General features: G+C 61.4%; 15 protein-coding genes, 1 tRNA gene and 2 pseudogenes. 14 read left to right on the top strand and 4 right to left on the bottom strand.

Annotation, left to right across the window (positions count from 1 at the left end):
* The first annotated feature begins 444 nt into the window (after window positions 1-444).
* Window positions 445-518, top strand: a tRNA-Gly gene (locus AAFG13_RS09370).
* Window positions 519-784: 266 nt separating this feature from the next.
* Here the strand turns inward: AAFG13_RS09370 and AAFG13_RS09365 are convergent.
* The 3 genes from AAFG13_RS09365 to AAFG13_RS09355 all read right to left on the bottom strand — a co-directional run bounded on the left by AAFG13_RS09365 (window position 785) and on the right by AAFG13_RS09355 (window position 2,253).
* Entirely contained in the window at window positions 785-1,387 is a 603-nt protein-coding gene (locus AAFG13_RS09365) for a PepSY domain-containing protein (protein ID WP_342711839.1), read from the bottom strand.
* A 72-nt stretch (window positions 1,388-1,459) separates the two neighbouring features.
* On the bottom strand, window positions 1,460-2,047 hold the full coding sequence (locus AAFG13_RS09360) for a hypothetical protein (RefSeq protein ID WP_342711838.1): 588 nt from the start codon (window positions 2,045-2,047) through the stop codon (window positions 1,460-1,462).
* Window positions 2,044-2,253 carry a hypothetical protein gene (locus AAFG13_RS09355; protein ID WP_342711837.1) on the bottom strand — a complete coding sequence of 70 codons (210 nt, stop codon included), beginning with the start codon at window positions 2,251-2,253 and terminating at the stop codon, window positions 2,044-2,046. Before AAFG13_RS09355 ends, AAFG13_RS09360 begins: the two co-directional genes overlap by 4 nt.
* Before the next feature lie 388 nt (window positions 2,254-2,641).
* Between AAFG13_RS09355 and AAFG13_RS09350 the strand changes: the two genes are divergently transcribed.
* Together AAFG13_RS09350 and AAFG13_RS09345 are read left to right on the top strand one after the other, a co-directional pair.
* Window positions 2,642-3,157: a hypothetical protein gene (locus AAFG13_RS09350; RefSeq protein ID WP_342711836.1), complete on the top strand. Its 516-nt coding sequence runs from the start codon at window positions 2,642-2,644 to the stop codon at window positions 3,155-3,157.
* Window positions 3,158-3,168: 11 nt separating this feature from the next.
* Window positions 3,169-3,816, top strand: coding sequence for a TetR/AcrR family transcriptional regulator (locus tag AAFG13_RS09345; protein WP_342711835.1), 648 nt, complete (start codon window positions 3,169-3,171; stop codon window positions 3,814-3,816).
* A 20-nt stretch (window positions 3,817-3,836) separates the two neighbouring features.
* Here the strand turns inward: AAFG13_RS09345 and AAFG13_RS09340 are convergent, their stop codons facing one another.
* Window positions 3,837-4,685 (bottom strand): helix-turn-helix domain-containing protein, encoded by an 849-nt coding sequence (locus AAFG13_RS09340; RefSeq protein WP_342711834.1) that lies wholly within the window; start codon window positions 4,683-4,685, stop codon window positions 3,837-3,839.
* 58 nt (window positions 4,686-4,743) lie between these two features.
* Here AAFG13_RS09340 and AAFG13_RS09335 point away from each other — a divergent pair, with 58 nt between their 5' ends.
* From AAFG13_RS09335 to AAFG13_RS09285, 11 genes and pseudogenes are all read left to right on the top strand, one after another.
* Complete coding sequence (locus AAFG13_RS09335; RefSeq protein WP_342711833.1) at window positions 4,744-5,583, top strand: sensor histidine kinase; 840 nt, start codon at window positions 4,744-4,746, stop codon at window positions 5,581-5,583.
* Entirely contained in the window at window positions 5,580-6,713 is a 1,134-nt protein-coding gene (locus AAFG13_RS09330; protein ID WP_342711832.1) for an efflux RND transporter periplasmic adaptor subunit, read from the top strand. Before AAFG13_RS09335 ends, AAFG13_RS09330 begins: the two co-directional genes overlap by 4 nt.
* Entirely contained in the window at window positions 6,710-7,786 is a 1,077-nt protein-coding gene (locus AAFG13_RS09325) for an efflux RND transporter periplasmic adaptor subunit (RefSeq protein ID WP_342711831.1), read from the top strand. The genes AAFG13_RS09330 and AAFG13_RS09325 overlap by 4 nt, the downstream gene beginning before the upstream one ends.
* A complete protein-coding gene (locus tag AAFG13_RS09320) occupies window positions 7,783-10,935 on the top strand; it encodes an efflux RND transporter permease subunit (protein WP_342711830.1) in 3,153 nt (1,050 codons plus the stop codon). The genes AAFG13_RS09325 and AAFG13_RS09320 overlap by 4 nt, the downstream gene beginning before the upstream one ends.
* Before the next feature lie 13 nt (window positions 10,936-10,948).
* The gene (locus tag AAFG13_RS09315; protein ID WP_342711829.1) at window positions 10,949-11,464 is read left to right on the top strand and encodes a hypothetical protein; all 516 of its coding nucleotides are present in this window, start codon (window positions 10,949-10,951) and stop codon (window positions 11,462-11,464) included.
* 342 nt (window positions 11,465-11,806) lie between these two features.
* Window positions 11,807-12,958, top strand: a complete 1,152-nt coding sequence (locus tag AAFG13_RS09310; RefSeq protein WP_342711828.1) for a DUF3734 domain-containing protein — start codon at window positions 11,807-11,809, stop codon at window positions 12,956-12,958.
* 34 nt (window positions 12,959-12,992) lie between these two features.
* A complete protein-coding gene (locus tag AAFG13_RS09305; protein WP_342711827.1) occupies window positions 12,993-13,784 on the top strand; it encodes an acetoacetate decarboxylase in 792 nt (263 codons plus the stop codon).
* An 85-nt stretch (window positions 13,785-13,869) separates the two neighbouring features.
* Window positions 13,870-14,325, top strand: a pseudogene (locus AAFG13_RS09300) (SDR family NAD(P)-dependent oxidoreductase); the annotation flags it as partial.
* A pseudogene (locus AAFG13_RS09295) lies at window positions 14,306-14,728 on the top strand (AMP-binding protein); the annotation flags it as partial. The pseudogenes AAFG13_RS09300 and AAFG13_RS09295, both read left to right, overlap by 20 nt.
* A 50-nt stretch (window positions 14,729-14,778) precedes the next feature.
* Window positions 14,779-15,387, top strand: coding sequence for a hypothetical protein (locus tag AAFG13_RS09290; protein ID WP_342711826.1), 609 nt, complete (start codon window positions 14,779-14,781; stop codon window positions 15,385-15,387).
* A 674-nt stretch (window positions 15,388-16,061) separates the two neighbouring features.
* On the top strand, window positions 16,062-16,667 hold the full coding sequence (locus tag AAFG13_RS09285; RefSeq protein ID WP_342711825.1) for a hypothetical protein: 606 nt from the start codon (window positions 16,062-16,064) through the stop codon (window positions 16,665-16,667).
* Window positions 16,668-16,713 lie beyond the last annotated feature (46 nt).

Raw genomic sequence — 16,713 nt, 5'->3', positions numbered from 1 at the left:
GCCGGCCACGCCGACATTTCATGTGTAGCGGACCGGCCGGTTTTTGTGCTGCGACAAGGTATCCCGCCGGCGGCATGGCGGCGGCGAATCGCGCGGCCCGAACAGCCAAAAAAGGCGCGGCGGAATCGCTTCCGCCGCGCCTCCGGATTTGTTGTCTCGCTGGTCAGGGCTGAGAACGCCCCGATGCCAGGCTGATTACTCAGAGCCTAGCGGGCGATCCCAGCGAGGTGACAGCGCTTGAGACAAGACACTAGATCACCTCCTTTCTTTGTTGGTGGGACCAGCAATATAGGTGGCGAATCTGCCGCTGTTAAGGCCGCCGTCCGCCCCATCCCGGCCAGGAACCGGCCGGATTGCGCGAACATATTCGCGTTTGCCGGCGCACAAGGACACCCGCCGAGGCAGTTGAGACGGCCGTCCGGCCGTGTTAGGTGATCGCTCGATGCGGGTGTAGCTCAATGGTAGAGCAGCAGCCTTCCAAGCTGAATACGAGGGTTCGATTCCCTTCACCCGCTCCATTCGCGAATTCAATGACTTAGCCAGGATTCTAAAGCTTCCATCTGGCGCCATTCTGACAATTCGACACGTCTCACGGCTGAAGCCCTATGCAAATTCGCTAGTGTTTTCATACTCTACTACAAGTCGTTCTTTCTTGTGACAAACGTCGGCGATAAGCTTTGTTTGTGGTTGCCTCGATTGCCGATGTTCGCCGTCGGGCCTGTGATCTCTGAATCATCGGATTGCGGTAACAGCGATCTGGGTCATCGATCCAAACGTGCGTCGCCTATTGGCGAGCTGACTTTTCCTTACCGACTCTGGGCGGTTCGAGCATGACCTCCTTCAAGCGATCACCACTGGCGACGACGACCACGAAGTTGAGTTTGCCATCCTGCTTCACCAGACCTCCGGCGAGAGCGCTTCCCGCTGCAGCCTTCTCGGCAATGCGTACGGCGTCCGACAGCTCTTGTTCAACTGACTTCAGGGCAATGATTTTGCCCAGATCCTCTCGGTCGAGCTCCTTCAGCGATGACGAAATTTCCTTTTCGGTCACGCGTCCGGTGTTCGCATCTATGACATTTTCCCAAAGTCGTTCATTGCCTACCGTCCGCACGCGATAAATGGCCGGACCGGAAATCTCAAAACTGACATCTGTGGTCCTTGAACCGTCATGTAAATGCTCGGCGATCGCTACCGCCTGACTGAGTGGTATTTTTATCGTGCGAAATTGCGCGAGCAGGCGACGTATCGCTGCCTCATCGGCATCGCCTTGCGCGGCTACGCCTCTATTTGTTGTGTCCAAAGGTGTGTGGGTGACGTCGGCTCTCGTGCCCGTAGCAGCAAACGTGGCGGACAAAACGATAATCGCTAACAATCGCTTCTTCGACATGAGGTAAATCCCGTGGATGTCCGCGAAAAACTGATCGGTGGTCTTATGGGTGTGCGAGGGTCCACGACGGGCCTATCGACACGAACCTTGGCTCAGTGAAGCGCACCGTTCGAGTGTGGTATCGAAATTCGAATGCCGACCAGGTCGCCGCCGCTTCCCGGACCGAGTCTGTGCGAAATTGCGTTGTGGTTCCGAGGCATGTCCGACTGGCCTCGTGCCTGAGTCGGCTTGATCGGAAACTGCCGGATCTAACTGCGCCAACGTTTCGCGGACATGGGTCGGGATTGCGGGGCTACCGTCACCCGCATCGGCTTGCTCGGATAATAACGCGGGCGGCTGTCGTACGGCATCGGCCACATCCGAGGTGAGCGGCGAGGGGACTGCAACAATCTCCCTGTCCGGGAGAATGCGCGGGAAACCGGGCTGGCTGGTATCGATGATAACTGCTTCCGGTCCCTTCAGCTCGGAGGCGATCCGGATCGGCGGGAGCGTGGAGTGCGATTCGATGAGCTTGTTTGGCGCGGGCGCCGGCAGCAGGGAATTGGCTGCAAAGAGCAGCACGAGCAACGCTCCGCCGACCCACAGAAAATAGCCCAGCACGGGAGCGTGAGCCTCGACTGAGCTGCGCGCACGCATCGACAAAGCGGATGCTCTGCTCACGGTGCCGGGCTCCCGCGCTGAAGTCCCCTCGGCGCGATCCAGGATCGCTCGCCGGCGAACGCGTGCAGCCCGGCAAGCAACGCCATCGTGACGCCCAGCAGCAGGCTCAGGGCCACGAGGGACAGAGCCACCACCAGGTTCAGAGATGCGAGCGCGAGCCCGGGCCATGGATTTTCCTTCGCGAGCGACCACAAAAGTGTTGACATTCTCAACCTCGTAAATACACTAAACCGTATAGTTCATATACATCCCGAACCCCGGGATGTGTCAAGAGCGAAGACTCACAAGCTCGTGTTCAGGCAGTTCGCCGGGCGGGGAATCGGAGCATGACGCTGCGTTTCCCGTTCGAAAGCGCGATGCCTCAACAGAAGAAGGGATTCTGTATGTTCAAGTACACATTCATTGTCATGCTGGCGGCATCGCTCGGCAACGCGACTGCCTTTGCGCAGGAGAATCGCGGCACTCCCGAACAGAGGGCCGCATGCGCGCCTGACGCTTTCCGGCTGTGCTTTAGCTACATCCCCGACGCTGCGAATGTGGAGGCCTGTCTCCGGCAAAGAGAGTCAGCCCTGAGCGATGCTTGCAGAGCCGTCTTTGACCGCGCTGCAGAAGCTGCTTCGGTCAGGAGTATTGGGGCGCCCCGCCGCGGCGCAAGAGATGAGGACTGATCGCATGAACACGATTTATGCACCCGCCTTCGCCGCATTTGGAGGCTCGGCATTCGGAGCAATCTCCACGATCGTGACGGGATGGGTGACCCGGCGCCGCAAGCTTCGCGAGCGGCATGATGCCCGGTCGATCGCCAAGCGCGAGCGGCTCTATCGGAGTTTCATCGAGGAAGCCTCCCGTCTCTATGCCGAGGCGCTCATCAGCGACAGGTCCGAGATTCCGCAACTGGTCAATCTGTACGCGCTTGTCGGGCGGATGAGGATTCTCTCTAGCGATGAGGTGGTTCAGGCCGCAGAGCGCGCAGGTCGCCTGATCGTCGAAACCTACCTTTCGCCGAACCCCGAACTGGTCGATTTGCCGGAGCTCATGGAGGAGATGGATCCCTTGCGTCACTTCGGCGAAACCTGCCGGCGTGAATTGCATTCGATCGCATCTCGCTGAGGTGACAAGCGATGCAGGAGTGGATGCGCCAAGTTGGATCGTCGTGCATCCGTCGGCGAATCGTCCAAGCAGCGATCCGATTGCACCGCGAGATCGGTTTCAGGAAGACCACCGTCGCCGATATCGCTCGCGGCGCGTCGATGTCGCCCGCTAACGTTTACCGGTTCTTTCCTTCGAGGCAGGCGATTGAAGAGACGGTCGTGGCGGATCTGCTCGATCGCGTGTCCGCGGCTGCAACGCTTGCGGCTCGAGGCGACTCCGCCCTCGAGCGTCTAACGGCTGCTTTGAGGACGATCTCGCAGCTGCACCAACATCGGCTGGAGCACGACAGCAAACAACACGAATTGGTCGCCGCCGCGGTACGCGAGAACTGGGCGACCGCTTTGTCTTATGCAGACCGGATCCGGGGGCTTGTGCGCGCGACCATCGCTGCCGGACAGGCGAGCGGCGAGCTACGACCGGGATGTGCAATGGCAATGACCTGTTGTCTGCTTGAAGCGATGGAGGGGTATCTCAATCCATCGCGGATCAATGCCGCTGCCGTTCGGCCCACATTCGACGAGCTGATGAATTTCTGCGCGGGCGCCCTGCGTCATGGACCGCGCGTGGCAGTCGACCTGGCCGCCGACTTGCGTCCCAAAGCCGTGGCGCAAGGATAGCGGCGGGGCCTTCGGCTGGTTCACGGCCTCCAGTCGGCCTCACAAGCCGCGAGAAAGAAATTGACCCGCTCGTGCAGGAACGTCGGCAGCTCTTTTTTGAGATCCTTCAGTTCCTCACCCATCAGGGATCTCATCAGCATCGGAAGCAGAATGAGATCCATGAACATTTGAGCGGTCGCAACGCTCCGCTTTGCGCTGAAAGGTCCTTTGGCTGAGCGCGCGACCCTCTGCGTCGCCTCGTTCAAGAGCTGCGAAACTGCCCCAGCCGCGCGGTCGCGCGCCGCGTCGTGAACATTCCGGCTCAACTCGGGAAATCGTCGCGCCTCGGCGATCGTTGCGCGCGTGAGGTCTAGCGTGTCCTCGACAAATCTCTCCACGATCTCGATGCCGAGATTGGCGAGCTTTTCCTGGATGGTGCGGCCGGCCGGCGTGAACCCCTCGAAATCCGTCAATCCGTTGATGGTCCGCGCCACCACAGCCACGAACAGCGCCTCCTTGCCGGGGAAATGCGCATAGATGGTCGGCTTGCTCGCAGGGGCCAACTCGGAGATGTCGTCGATGCTGGCACTCCGAAACCCTTTCTCGAGAAAGAGCTGCTGGGCTGCATCGAGAATCCGCGCCTGGACGTCGCCTGCCAGGTCCTTGGGCGGTCTGCCGCGTTTCGGGCTCTTGCTCTTCGCCATCACGATTTCCTCATCACGAGTTTTTGCATGTCTGGTTTCCACTTGACATGCGCTGGCCGGAAATGCAATGAAAAGAAAATATACGGTATAGTGTAATTTAGCTTCGCGCAGGCGACCTTTAATGGCCCTGCCTGCCCCAGCTGATCCGGATGACCGGCCGACCGCAACTGCGCGTTCGGTCGCCACCTGTCCGGCGCAACCTGAGGAGATCGTCGTGACTGTGTGCAGCCCGGATTCGCCAATAGTGGAGCAGGGCATCCTGCTGCGCGAATTGAATCACCGGATCAATGGTGGGCTCGCCTCGGCGATCAACTTGGTCTCGGCCGCGGCCGTCCGGGTCGAGGGCGCGGAGGCCAAGCGCGCCTTAGGCGATGTCGTCGAGTTGTTGCATGGCTATGCCGATGTGCAACAGGCGCTTGCAGTGCCCCAGGGCAAGGCGCTGATCGACGCCGCGACCTACATCCGCATGATGGGCTGCGCCATGCGCCGTTCGTTGCTGGATCGGATGAACATCCGGCTGGCAATCGTCACCGAATCTCTTCCGCTCCAACCCGAGCGATGCCGGCAGCTCGGATTGATCGTCCACGCGCTCGTGACCAATGCAGCGACGCATGCGTGCTTCGAGGCGCGGACCGGAGAAATCAAGATCAAGCTGACACGAATCGGCGGGCTGGTGAACTGCGTCGTCCTGGACAATGGATCGCGGCCGTCACGGAGCGCCGCGGGGCGCGGACTGCGGCTCAGCAATGATCTTGCCAAGGGTCTCGGCGGCCGTGTCGAGCACGGCTTTGGTGACGAATTCACGTCCGTCGTTCTGTCGTTTCCGCTGTCAACGCGTGAGCGGCAGGCGAACGGGGCAACGGTGAAGCGTCGCATCATGCGGTCGCCGCGCCGGTCAAACGTCGGCGCATCCGATGCCTCGGCGCTTCGCACAGAAGCGAACTGCCCCGATCGGGACAGCCACCCCGTTGCAACGCGACCGGATCTGCATCCGGCTCACGGAGCCGAACTCGTGTCTGCCCGTCCAGCGGCGGATGCGCTGGGCGCGTTGTTGTCACCTCGCCACCGCATGGACCTGCTATGACCCATCACGCTACGAACCACAGCGAAACCGATCAAGCTGCCCGCAAACGCAAGCTGAGGGGCCCCGGCATCCTGGCGGCCGCGCTTGTCGCAATTGCATTGAGTGGCTGCAATGATCAATCCGCCGCTCCCGTCACGCACGCTGCGATGGTGCGCACGGAGATCGTGCAGCCGCGCGACCGGCAAGCCTCCGTCACGCTGACCGGCGAAGTCCAGGCCCGTTTCCACGCCGACCTCTCTTTCCGCGTCAGCGGACGTGTGCTTGCACGCTATGTCGATGTCGGCGCCCACGTCCAGGCTGGCGAAGTCCTGGCTCTGCTCGATCCAGCGGAGCAGCAGGCCGACGTCGACGCCGCGACCGCGGCGGTGCTGGCCGCAGAATCTCAGCTGCGTGTGGCCAAGGTCACCTTTGAACGGCAGAAGGCGCTGATCGTAAGCGGTTTTACCACGCGGACGGTCTACGATCAGGCGCAGGAAGGATTGCGAACCGCAGAAGGTGCGCTTGAAGCAGCAAAGGCGGAGCTGGGAATGTCGAAAGACGCCCTTGGCCATACCGCACTGCGCGCGGAAGCGGCTGGTGTGGTCACCGCGCGCAATTTGGAAGTCGGCCAGGTCGTACAGGCCGCGCAGTCCGTTTTCTCTCTGGCGCAGGACGGGGAGCGCGATGCCGTGTTTGACATCTACGAATCCCTCTTCTTTGGTGACCTCGATGATAGCCGCGTGTCGCTGGCGCTTGTCTCCGACGCAAGCGTGACGGCGAGCGGGCATGTCAGGGAAGTCTCGCCCGCGATTGACGCGAGGAGCGCGACCATCCGCGTCAAGGTTGCCATTCAGGATCCATCGGCAGGGATGACGCTTGGAAGCGCCGTTGCGGGAACCGTCAAAGCGAAAGCCGAGCAGCAGATCGCGTTGCCCTGGAGCGCATTGGCGGCCGCGGGATCGAAGCCCGCGGTTTGGACCGTCGATCCGGCGACCAAAACGGCTGCGCTCAAGCCGGTGACGATCGGCGGTTATGAAGCCCGTGAAGTGCTGATCAAGGCCGGACTCAAGCCGGGCGAGCGCGTCGTGATCGATGGCGGCAAGCTGCTGAGCAATGGCCAGGCCGTAACATATGAGGGAGACCCGTCATGAAGAGGCGCGCCATGATTGCAACCGGCACGTTTGTATCAGCGCTCGCGCTGGCTGGATGTCAGCAGGATGCGAAAGTGCCGGAGCCTGTGCGACCGGTGCTGTCGATGGTCCTGGAGCCGAGCCGCCCGGACGGCATCGTCGCCGTTGGCGTTGTTGAGCCGCAGTACAAGACCAATCTCGCGTTTCGCGTCCTGGGACGTCTGACCGGGCGTCCCGTCTCCGTTGGTGACGTCGTCAGCGAAGGACAAACGGTCGGTGTCATCGATTCCATGGCTCTGGAGCTTGCGGTGCGCTCGGCGAAGGCTGAGCTCAGCAAGGCCGAGGCGCTGCTGGCGACTGCCAAGGCGACGGAGGAGCGGCAGCGAACCCTCATCACAACCGACGCCACCACAAAGCAAACGCTGGACAACGCCGAGCAGGCGCGAGCCGGCGCCGCCGCCTCGGTCGCGCACGCACAGGCGAACTTGATCAAGGCCATCGAGCAACGGGGCTATGCCCAGCTCAAGGCCGATTTCGCCGGTGTCGTCACTGCGGTGGGCGCAGAAGTCGGACAGGTGGTCTCCCCCGGCCAGAATGTCGTAACCGTTGCGAGGCCCGACATCCGGGAGGCGGTGGTCGATATCGGGGAGGATTTCCCGGTGCCGCTAGAAATTGGCTTGCCGTTCACCGTCGGCTTGCAGTTGCTCCCCGCCGTCCAGGTCGAAGGCAAGGTTCGCGAGATCGCTCCGCAGGCAGACCCCGTGACGCGCCTGCGGCGAGTCCGCGTCGCCCTGAACAATCCGCCTGAAAGCTTCCGCTTGGGCACGACCGTTACGGCGAAGCTCAGCCAAGCGCAAACTCCAACATTGCGCGTTCCCGCCTCGGCGGTGCTCGCCAAGGATGGCGCGAATTTCGTCTGGGTCGTCGATCAGCCGGCGGGCACCGTCTCGCTGCAAAAGGTCGATCTTGCCGAGGACCCCGCAGGTGCCCGCGTCGCCGGTGGGCTTGCCCCTGGCGCGCGCATCGTGACCGCCGGAATCCACAGCCTTAAGCCAGGACAACACGTCCGTATCGAACAGGATCAGAAGCCATGACGTCGTTCAACCTTTCCGACTGGGCGCTCCGCCACCGTTCGCTCGTCTGGTACTTCATGATCGCCTTCATGGCAGCAGGCCTCTTTGCCTATCTTCAGCTTGGTCGTCAGGAAGATCCCGACTTTACCATCAAGACCATGGTGATCCAGGCACAGTGGCCGGGCGCATCGCCCGAAGAGATGACGCGCCAGGTCACCGACCGGATCGAAAAGAAGCTCGAGGAGCTGGAGTCGCTCGACTACACCAAGAGCGTGACGGTTGCGGGCCAGACCACCGTCTTCGTCTATCTGCGCGACACGACAAAGGCGGCCGATGTCAAGCCGACCTGGGTCCGCGTCCGCAACATGATCGCCGATATCAAGGGTGAATTCCCGCAAGGCGTGATCGGACCGGGCTTCAACGATCGCTTCGGCGACGTGTTCGGCAACATCTATGCCTTCACCAGCGACGGCTTGACGCGGCGTCAGCTGCGCGACGAGGTCGAGGGGATCCGCGCCAAGGTCCTGACCGTGCCGGATGTGGGCAAGGTCGACATTCTGGGTACACAGGACGAGGTGATTTTCCTCGAATTCTCCACCCGGAAGATCGCGGCCCTTGGCCTCGACGTCCATTCGATCATGGCCTCTTTGCAGGGACAAAACGCGGTCGCGCCGTCCGGCGTCTTCCAGGACGGGCCCGAGCGGATCAGCGTGCGGGTCAACGGTCGGTTCACGTCGGAGGCAAGCCTGAACACGGTCAATCTTCGGATCAACGACCGCTTCTTTCCGCTGACTGATGTTGCAACCATCACACGCGGTTATGCCGATCCGGCCAAGACCTTGTTCAGGTACAACGGCCAGCCTGCAATCGGGCTCGCCATCGGCATGAAGGCCGGCGCAAACCTGCTTCACTTCGGCGAGGCGCTGAAAGAGCAAATGACGAAGGTCATTGCCGACTTGCCGATCGGCGTCGGCGTTCACCTGGTCGCCGATCAGCCTGTTGTCGTCGAGCATGCGGTGTCGGGCTTCACCGAAGCGCTGTTTGAGGCCGTGGTTATTGTTCTCGCCATCAGCTTTCTCAGCTTGGGCATGCGCGCCGGGCTTGTCGTCGCAATTGCGATCCCGCTGGTTCTCGCCATTACCTTCGTGGTGATGAACTATGCCGGCATTTCATTGCAGAGGATTTCGCTGGGCGCACTGATCATCGCGCTCGGTCTTCTGGTCGATGACGCCATGATTGCCGTCGAAATGATGGTGGCCCGACTGGAGGTCGGAGATCCCCTCGAAAAGGCGGCGACCCACGTCTATACGTCGACCGCTTTTCCCATGCTGACGGGCACGCTGGTCACCGTCGCGGGCTTCATCCCGATTGGGCTGAACAGCAGCAATGCCGGTGAATTTACCTTCACCCTGTTCGTGGTGATTGCGGTCTCCCTGATCGTGTCGTGGATCGTCGCGGTGCTGTTCACCCCGCTGCTCGGCGTCACCATTCTGCCCGCAAAGATGAAGGGGCACCACGGGGAGAAGGGCCGGCTGGCGCAGATGTTCGCCCGCCTGCTGCTCATCTGCATGCATCACCGCTGGATCACGGTCGGCGTGACGGTTGCAGCCTTCTTTGTCGCGTTGTTCGGCATGACGTTCGTGCAGCAGCAGTTCTTTCCCTCGTCGGACCGTGACGAGCTGGTGATCGACTGGAATCTGCCGCAAAATGCCTCGATTGCAGACACCAATGCGCAGATGGCGCGCTTCGAGCGCGAACAGCTGCAGGGCAATGGCTCCGTGGAGCATTGGTCGACGTATGTCGGCACCGGCGCGCCGCGGTTTGTGCTGTCGTTCGACGTGCAGACGGCCAATGCATGGTTTGGCCAGCAAGTGGTCGTGACCAAGGGCGGCATCAAGGCGCGCGACCTCGTCAAGGCGCAATTCGAGGAATATCTGCGGAAGACGTTTCCAGGCACCGACACCTACGTCAAGTTGCTCGAGGTCGGCCCGCCCGTGGGACGTCCCGTGCAATACCGCGTAAGCGGGCCAGATATCGCGAAGGTCAGGGATCTTTCGCAGGCACTCGCTGGCATCGTCCGGAGCAACCCCGGTCTCGGCAATGTCGTGTTCGACTGGATGGAGCCTGCGCGTGTCGTCAAGGTCGACGTTCTCCAGGACAAGGCGCGCCAGCTCGGCGTGACGTCGGAAGACATCGCCACCGCAGTGAACTCGGTGCTCGAGGGCACCCCGATCACACAGGTTCGCGACAGCATCTATCTCGTCAATGTCACGGGACGCGCTACTGCGGTCGATCGCGGCTCGATCGATACGCTCCGGGATCTGCAGTTGACCGGGCAGGGCGGGCAGTCGGTGCCGCTCGGGGCCGTGGCGAATCTGCGCTACGAAATCGAGCAGCCGACGATCTGGCGCCGCGCGCGGATTCCCACGATCACGCTGAAGGCCGGCATCGTCACCAACGTCCAGCCGAAGACAATCATGGACCAGTTGGCGCCGAAGGTGGCGGAGTTCGGCAAGGAACTGCCGGCGGGTTATTCGGTGGCGATCGGCGGCTCCGTGGAGGAAAGCGCCAAGAGCCAGTCGCCGATCGTGGCCGTGGTTCCGCTCATGCTCTTCGTCATGGCGACCGTCCTGATGATTCAGTTGCAGAGCTTCCACCGCTTGTTCCTGGTGTTTGCAGTCGCGCCGCTTGCCGTGATCGGCGTCGTGATGGCCCTGCTGCCGAGCGGCGCACCTCTCGGCTTCGTTGCCATCCTGGGTGTGCTGGCCCTGATTGGCATTCTGGTCCGGAACTCAGTGATCCTGATCGTGCAGATTGAGGATCTGAGGAAGGAGGGGCGCCCGGCCTGGGATGCCGTCGTGGAAGCGACCGAGCATCGCATGCGGCCGATCCTGCTGACAGCAGCCGCCGCAAGTCTCGCACTGATTCCGATCGCGCGCGAGATTTTCTGGGGCCCGATGGCTTACGCGATGATGGGTGGCATCATCGTCGGCACGCTGCTGACGCTCCTGTTCCTGCCGGCGCTCTATGTGGCGTGGTTCCGGATCCACCCTGATCACGACGATGGCGGGCAGGTGCAAGAGGCCGTTGAACCGGCGCACGACACCCATTCGTCGAACCCGACGCTCGCGCCAGCCGCGCCGGTGCCGGTCCTTGAAACGCAAATCTAGAACGGAGACTATCATGTCCAGGAAGACACTCTTGACGCTGTCCGTCAGCGTGACGCTCGCAACGATTTCGTTGGCGCCGACCGCGGTGTTTGCGCAATTCCCCGGTCCGCCTCCCATGGGGCCGGGCGGTCCTCCGCCGATCGCGGCCGGCGGTCCTCCCGCATTCGCAAGTCCACCTCCCATGGGGCCCGGCGGTGCGGGCCATGCCGGCCTTGGCGGTCCGGCTCCGCGGTTGGGCGCCGGCGCTGGTCCTCGCGGCGATCTGAGGGCGCTTGGCGGCGTCCGCGCCGACGGTCGTGACGGACCCGCGGTTGCACGCTCGGTCCAGGCGCGCTCTGCATTGGTCGGCGACAGCCGTTCCGGAAGCTTCAGCCATGGCTATGGCGGGCGGCGATACGGTTATGGTGCAGCCTATGCCGCTGGAGCCTATGCCGGCTATGCCTATGGCAGCTCGAACGATGGCAATTATTCCGATAGCGACTGCTACTACGCCTACAGTCGCCACCGACGCGTTCTGGTCTGCAACTAGCCAACACGAGGATCGGGCAGGGCGGACCTCATCCGACGAACACTGCGGTTGATATCGTAAGCGCGTGGGCTTCGCTGGTGCTCGTAACAAAGACCGGTTCGTTCACCAAAGTGGCGTGACGTCGAAGCAGAATTTGGCGTTGCGCCAGCGTGCCGAACCGGTTGGGCAGTCGATAACAACGTCGAGCGAACGTGACTCAATCAGTTGCAGCACGAGCTTGTGAATGCGCCCGCTTGACGCGACAATAAATAAACTATACGGTATATTCTGATAACCGGACGACGAACGCGATCCTGACAGAACGCGGGGCTTGAGCAACCGCAAACCAAGAGCACACGAACCATGAACTTTCAGCCTCGACCACACCTCACGACCGTCGACCGGCGTCCGCCGTTCGATTGCATAGCGTTGCTCTTACAGGGCGGCGGCGCTCTGGGAGCTTACCAGGGGGGCGTCTACGAGGCCTTGGCCGAAGCCGACATCCATCCGGATTGGATTGCCGGCATTTCGATTGGGGCGATTAACGCTGCAATTATCGCGGGCAATCCGCCCAATTCCCGCGTTGACCGGCTTCGCGAGTTCTGGACGCAGGTGACGCTGGACGCGCCGTTCACCGATCTGATGAATAGCGATCACACCCGCAATTTTCTCAATCAGGTGAATGCGAGCTTCGCGGCGATGTTTGGCGCGAGCGGATTCTTTTCTGCGCGGCCACTGGCGCCATGGCTGCAAGCGGGTGGAACGCTTGCCGCCACGAGCATCTACGACACGGCTGCGTTAAAGACGACACTGGAGCGCCTCGTCGATTTCGATCGTATCAACGCCGGTATGACGCGGTTCAGCGCAGGTGCCGTCAATGTGAGGAGCGGCAATCTGGTCTATTTCGACACTGCTACGCATACGATTCGGCCCGAGCACATCCTGGCGAGTGGGGCGCTGCCGCCGGGCTTTCCGGCGGTCGAAATCGATGGCGAACACTATTGGGATGGCGGCCTCGTATCCAACACTCCGTTGCAGTGGGTGATCGAGTGTGGCGCCCGTCAGGACACGCTTGTGTTTCAGGTCGATCTTTGGAGCGCGCGCGGCCAGATTCCGCGCAATATGGCCGACGTCGTTACGCGTCAAAAGGAGATTCAATACTCGAGCCGCACGCGAGCGAGCACAGACCAGTTCAAGAGCCTGCATCGGTTGCAGCGAGATCTGGCAGCTCTCTTGAGCAGGCTGCCCGAAGATCTGCGCGAGCAAGAGGACGTCAGGCTGCTCAGGACGGCTGCCTCTCACAACGTGCACAGCCTCGTCCACCTGATCTATCGCGCGCGGGACTACGAAGGCCACTCCAAGGACTACGAGTTTTCCCGCCTCTCGATGCAGGATCATTGGCGCGCCGGTTATCACGATGCGTTACGCACCCTTCGTCATCCCGAGGTACTGGCCCGCCCGACCAATGCGGACGGCGTCTCCACCTTCGATCTTGAGCAGGATGGTCGCGAGTAGGCCAAGCCGCTCATTCCAGTCACAGGAGAATTCAATGCACGAGAATGAAGTGGTGAGGCGGGCGTTCGCGATGCCGCTCACCAATCCGGCCTATCCCCCGGGACCGTATCGGTTCGTCGACCGTGAATACCTGATCATCACCTATCGCACCGATCCGGCGAAGCTGCGATCGGTCGTTCCGGCTCCGCTCGAATTTGACGAACGCGAGGCGCTGGTCAAATACGAATTCATCCGCATGCCGGATTCCAGTGGTTTTGGCGACTACACCGAGAGCGGCCAGGTCATCCCGGTATCGTTCCGTGGTCGCAGGGGCGGCTACACCCACTGCATGTTCCTGAACGATGAAGGTCCGATCGCCGGCGGCCGGGAGCTCTGGGGTTTTCCAAAAAAGCTCGCCCAGCCAACGTTGCAAATCGAGGTCGACACCCTCATCGGCACTCTCGATTACGGTCCGTTGCGGGTAGCAACCGGCACGATGGGATACAAGCACCGCGAAGCCGACCTGGCGCAGGTCAAGGCCGCTCTCGAGGAACCGAATTTCCTTCTCAAGATCATTCCGCACGTCGACGGCAGCCCGCGGATCTGTGAGCTTGTCGAATATCACCTTGAACAAGTTGCCTTGAAAGGAGCGTGGACCGGGCCCGCGGCTCTCTCCTTGACGCCTCACGCTCTTGCTCCTGTGGCCGATTTGCCGGTTCTCGAGATCGTGTCAGCGATCCACATCCGCGCAGACCTTACCCTGGGGCTGGGCAAGGTCGTTCACGACTATCTGCAACAGCCGGTTCGACGCCCGGTCCGGAGCTACGAGCGAACTCTAGTCACATAATGGACGACCGCCATCGGCTGCGCGGGTCCAGAAGCACCTCGGCGTCGAGCCGCAAGACCGTCACAGATCAATAAGGAAAGGCGAAATGGCTATTCTGAAGGGTAAAGTCGCAGTTGTGACCGGCTCGACGAGCGGCATCGGTCTCGCGTGTGCGCGGGCATTCGCAGGTGCTGGCGCCAACGTCGTGCTCAACGGGATTGGGGCACCGGCAGATGTCGAAAAAACGCAGACTGCAATCGAGAACGATTTCGGGGTGAAGGCTATCTATTCGCCCGCAAATATGGGCGAGCCAATGGAAATCGCCAACATGATCTCGTTTGCCGAGAGGTCGTTTGGCCGCGTGGACGTGCTCGTCAACAATGCCGGCATCCAGCATGTCTCGCCAATCGAAGATTTTCCGGTCGAAAAGTGGGACGCAGTCATCGCAATCAACCTCTCCTCCGCATTCCATGCGATCCGTGCCGTTACTCCTGGCATGAAGCAACGAGGCTGGGGCCGCATCATCACCACGGCCTCGGCGCATTCGCTGGTCGCGTCTCCAGCCGGCTGATCGCCTCGTCGCGCCGCGGACGATCACGGAACATTCCGTCTCGTCCTATTTCTGCACCGGTGGCACGACAGGCGCGCCGAAAATCGCGGTGCGAACGCATGGCAACGAGATATTCGATGCCTGGGCCGCGGCCCAAGTGTTCGGCGAGCGCGAGGAGCCGCGGACCTATTTCTGCGGCCTGCCGCTGTTTCACGTCAACGCGCAGCTCGCCACCGGCCTGTTGCCGTGGATGCACGGTCATCACGTGCTGCTCGCCACGCCCGAAGGCTACCGCGGCAAGAACCTGATCGCGCGCTTCTGGGAGATCGCGGCGCACTACCACATTGCGACGTTCTCGGGTGTGCCGACGATGTGTGCCGCCCTGCTGGAGGCGCCGATCGGCGACAACGACATCTCCAGCCTTGAATACGCAATCTGCGGCGCTGCGCCATCACCGGGCCCAACGTGTTCGCAGGCTATCTCGATCCGCAGCAGAACGCGGATCTCTGGATCGATATTGAAGGCTCGCGCTGGCTCAACACCGGCGATCTCGGGCGACAGGATGGTTTGGGCTATTTCTGGCTGGCCGGCCGGCGCAAGGAGCTGATCATCAGGGGCGGGCACAACATCGATCCGAAGCTGATCGAGGATGCGCTATCTAAACACCCGGCAGTGGCGATGGCGGCTGCCGTCGGCAGCCCCGACGCTTATGCCGGCGAGGTCCCTGTCGCCTATGTGCAACCCAAACCCGGCGTTGCCGTCAGCGAGCAGGAACTGATGGATTTCGCCGCGGCCCATGTTCCCGAGCGGGCGGCGATCCCAAAGCTCGTAAAGATCATGCCGTCGCTGCCGGTCACCGGGATCGGCAAGATCTTCAAACCGGCCCTTCAGCAACGCGAGATCGAGGCCGCTGTTCGCCTCGAGGCGCAGAATGTGGGTGCAACCATCGTCGACTTGGCATTCGAACGCAGTCCCCGGCTGGGACAGGTCGTGCGCGTCCGCGCCGGCGAAGGCACCCAGGCTCTGCGCGCAGCGTTGGAGCGCTATGCCTTCAAGTTCGAAGTGCAGGACTAGCGCTGCGGAACAGCCTTTAGAAACACTACAGTATTTCGAGACTTCCAAGCTGAATACGAGGGTTCGATTCCCTTCACCCGCTCCAGTCTTTTCAAAGACTTAGCGAGAGGGTCGGATTTCATTCTGACAAATGGGCTGCTTTTCAGCTGCTCTACACGTTCTGATGCTCGCTTTCCGTGAACGCGCGTGCGGAAATTGGCGACGGTGGCGCAGAGATCGGACAGTTCGAACCCAAGGCCTGCGAAGATTTGCGCAGATGAAGTGATCAGACGATCGACCTGGCGACGGCGATCAACCAGTGCCGCGCCGCGTACCCGCGCATCCAGGATACTAGCGGTGCGAGCCGCGCGAGACTTTCATTCGCCCGCGAGGGACAGCCAAGAAAGTGCAGTCAACCGGATCAGGAATCCGGGCGACCCAACTTCAGTTCCGGAGGTGCGTCGCGGAGCGGCAGCGAAGCAGCGGGCTCTCGGCTACGAACTTGCACTGTTTCCAAATCGGCTTTACAGTTCATGAAGGTGCCGAAGGGGCGCCTTCCCGCGCAAGAGGCTCTCACCCTTCAATAGTTCGTTTCCCGTTGCGATAGATGCTTCGAATGGCATCGGGGTTACGACAATGACTCGACCCTTTGTTCGGCCACAGCGGGAAGGCCGAAGTCTCTACGGAGGGTTGTTGTGCCTTTATCTCCATCAAAAGAAATTGCACTTGCGTCGTCTCAAGTCGCCGCGAGCGAACTCCTGCGCGAAGTCAAGATCCGCGCGCGAGTCCGCCTGAATGATCTGGCCAATCAAGTACCAGATGCGATGTTCTATGCGCGCTGGATCTCGAGGAAGCGACGTTGGGCTTTGCCAGTGTCCTGGAAGCTTGCGCACGCCCTGAATATCGTTTCCACGGAACTTGGATTTCAAGATTGGGCGCACGCTCGCCGTGTGCTTGAGGGGCGAGCCCAACTATCCGACGACCTCGGCGGCCTCTGGTACGATCTTCGTTGTCAATTCCTGCTCAACAGCTGGTTTTCAACTTATGCTGACGCCCGCTCTTTCTGCCGCCAAGGTGGCGAGCGCTTTCTATTCCCGTTCGCAAAGCAGATCGTCGTTGGCGACGAAAATTTCGTACGAATGCTAGGGCTGGATCCCACGTCATCGCTCTGGAAGGAGACGGGGAACGATCTCGTCGCAAGCTATGGCACCCGCGCCTGGCGCGCTCTTTGCTCGGCTCGCCTGGCGGCGACCCGTGGTCGTTTGCCGATTGGTCGTACGCCGACAGCGCGCAATCTTTGACCTGAGCGAGACGACTGCCGCCGACACGGCTTGAGACGCCTACGCG

Source organism: Bradyrhizobium sp. B124, from assembly GCF_038967635.1.
Classification (GTDB): Bacteria; Pseudomonadota; Alphaproteobacteria; order Rhizobiales; family Xanthobacteraceae; genus Bradyrhizobium.
The sequence above is the reverse complement of the archived record's forward strand: the minus strand, read 5'-3'. Positions and strand labels throughout refer to the sequence as shown.